At 49.3% G+C, this 2,817-nt stretch carries 2 protein-coding genes; one reads left to right on the top strand and one right to left on the bottom strand.

Translation table 11 applies throughout. The features are described 5' to 3' along the window. Positions 1–369 precede the first annotated feature (369 nt). Positions 370–2,562, bottom strand: a complete 2,193-nt coding sequence (locus tag Q0140_RS10155) for a TonB-dependent siderophore receptor (RefSeq protein ID WP_297964252.1) — start codon at positions 2,560–2,562, stop codon at positions 370–372. On the opposite strand from Q0140_RS10155, the gene Q0140_RS10150 reads away from it, so the two are divergent. Then, positions 2,561–2,731 (top strand): hypothetical protein, encoded by a 171-nt coding sequence (locus Q0140_RS10150; RefSeq protein ID WP_297964250.1) that lies wholly within the window; start codon positions 2,561–2,563, stop codon positions 2,729–2,731. The genes Q0140_RS10155 and Q0140_RS10150 overlap by 2 nt on opposite strands. Positions 2,732–2,817: the final 86 nt, after the last annotated feature.

Raw genomic sequence — 2,817 nt, 5'->3', positions numbered from 1 at the left:
CCCACAGCTTCGCCGCGCCCTTGCCGAACCAGTGCGGACGTAGAATTTCAAAAAAATGCTTTAAGGTTTTCAAATTTTCTCTTTAAATTTTAAAATTTAGCGCCGATTGCGGCGAGATTAAATTTATCGCCCGCATCGCCTGCAATCGCCCGCACTAATCAATCGCTAATCAACCAAATCGCAAATTAAATTTTAATCCCGCGGCTTCGTTTAAATTTACCCGCCTCGCTACGTGCTACTTGCGACAAAGCCTAGTCTCGCGCCTCTGCGCTCGCTTTATCCGAGCTCTTATAAAGCGCGGAATTTATCCAAGGCCGCGTGCGAGTTCGGTCAGTCCGAGTTCGCATAAGCGCAAAATTCCATCCGCACCTAATACGTATAATTTAGCGTCAACATAAAATTCCGCGGCTCGCCGTAGTAATTATTCATACCCGCGGTACGATTTTGGGTATTTTCAAAATACTTTTTATCGGCGATGTTTTTAACCGCAAAATTTACGCTAAAGTGCTTGTCGAAATTATAGCCAATGTTTGCGTCCCACAGCGCGTAAGTCTTCTGCGGCGCGGCGTAGTACGCAACGTTTTCGCGATATATCGAAGCGGTTTTGCTCTGATAGCGCACGCCCGCACCCAGGGTGATCTTACGATTTTCGCCGAGCGGAATTTCATAGTTCGTATAGAGCTTAAACAGATGCTTCGGAATGTAGCGTTTGGCGTTCGCGCCCTTGCTATAATCGACCGCTGCGGAGGTTCTTTCCGTCTTTAAATAGACGCTGCGGTTGAAAGTATATCCTGCGAATAATTTCCAATTCTCAGTGAGCGAGCCTTGCACCTCGGCATCCACGCCGTGGCTTCGCACTTTGCCCTCGGCGATAGAGTAGTTCGTATTAAGAGGATCGCTCATCGCCCTATTTTTCTGAATGATCTGAAATAGCGCGACATTCGTATTAAGCGCGCCGTCAGAAAATTCTCCCTTCACGCCGGTTTCTAAATTATAGCCGACGACGGGATCTAAAATTTTACCGTCTTTATCACGCGCGGCTTGCGGCTTAAAAATTTCGGCATAGCTTACGTACCACGAAAAATTATCCGCAAAATCCCAGACCACTCCCGCATACGGCGTAAAATCCGATTTGCTCGGGCTTGCGCTATGCGAAGCCGTGCCACGCAAAATATTATAATAATACCTGCTGTAGGTTACCTTCGAAAAGCGTCCGCCGAGCAAAAAGTGAAAATCGTCGGTTAAGTTTAATCTAGTCCCGAGCGAGATCGCGCGCTGCTTTATGGTAGTGGAGCTTCTGTCTTTAAATGTAGCGGCACTGCTCCAATCGGGCTGTGCAATTCTTGAGCGGTCCCAGTTATAAATATTCATCCCAAGCGACGCCAGAGACGAATCTCTCGTCCTAGTCTCGCGCCAATTAAGCTTTTCGTTGCTAAGCGAGCCGTTTAAGAAAAAGTCGTGCTTCTGCCCGAATGCTTCAAATTTGCCGTCTAACCCCGTTTGAAACCCGACCTCTTTGGAGTCGTTATCGTAAATTCTATATCGCACCGTATGCGACGTAGTGCCGTTGTAAGGATTTGCCCCGCCGAGCGCTCCGAATTTTAACATGCTGTCGCTATCGGTATAATTGAGCCTCGCATAGGCTTTCAGATCATCGCTAAATTCGTGCGAAAGTTCGCTGTAGACGTTAAATTTTTTATATTCGCTCTCATCCCAATCCGAGCCGAAGTAGCTTCTGCGCGGTAAATTCAGTAAATTTCCATGATTGTCTAAAACGGGCATGCCGTAAATATCATAGACGCCGACGGTTTTTTGCCACAAAAATCCCGCGCTAAGAAGCGTCTTATCGGCCACGTCAAATTCCGTCGAAACGCCGACACCTTCGCGATAGCCGTTGCGCGGATAGTCCTTAAACGAGCCCGTTTTACTTAAAATTCCGATCAGCCGTGCGCGTGCCGTACCGCTTTGATTTACCGCGTCCGTTACGTCGATCATGCCGCGATAATTATCCCAGCTACCGCCGCTTAGACTTGCGTTAAAGCCGAACTGATCGCTCGGGCGCTTTCGGATTAAATTTATCGTGCCGCCGGGCTCGCCGTTGCTTTGCGTAAGGCCCGCTACGCCGCGCAGAACCTCGACGCGATCGTAGAATTCCAAATCGGTAAATTCCTTCGATGAGCCCAGCAGCCCGAACACGGAGCTAGAAACCGAGCTTGCGATGCCGTCTTCTTGGATATTATCGACATAAAAGCCACGCGAGACGATGCGATTGCCGCCCGCGTCGTTATTTAGCGAAATGCCGGTTGCGTATTTTGAAAGAGCCTCTTCGGCGTTGTGTAAGTTCAGATCTTTTAAAAGCTGATTGGAGATGACGCTTATGGACTGCGGCGTCTCTCTTATGCTTAAATTTAGCCCCGTCGCTGTGCTCATATTGCCCGTCGTATAAGAGCCCGTGCCCTCGGTAGTGGACAGATCGGCCTTGCCCGTGACGTTTATGGTGCCGAGATTATCGCCGTCTGAGCTCTGCGGCGTAGAATTTGCCGCGCTACCGCTTTGCGACATGGAATTTACGACGGTAGAACTCGCTGGCTCTTGCGTAGAGCTTTTCGGCGCCGCACTATTGGCGGCGGAATTTGAAGCAGACGGTGCGGAGCTCCGTGATACGGCGGCTGCATGTGAGCTTTGCGACGACGAAATTTTAGAGGTGGAGCTCGCGGCGGACGAGTTTTGAGAAGCGCCGCTATTTTGCGCCGCAGTAAGCTAAAACGGCGAGCAAAGTAGCGCAAAAGAAAGTAAAATTTTACCCTTTTTCATAAA

The sequence above is a fragment of the uncultured Campylobacter sp. genome (assembly GCF_938045405.1).
Lineage (GTDB): Bacteria > Campylobacterota > Campylobacteria > Campylobacterales > Campylobacteraceae > Campylobacter_B.
Note: the sequence above shows the minus strand (reverse complement) of the source record. Positions and strands in the feature narration are given on the sequence as shown.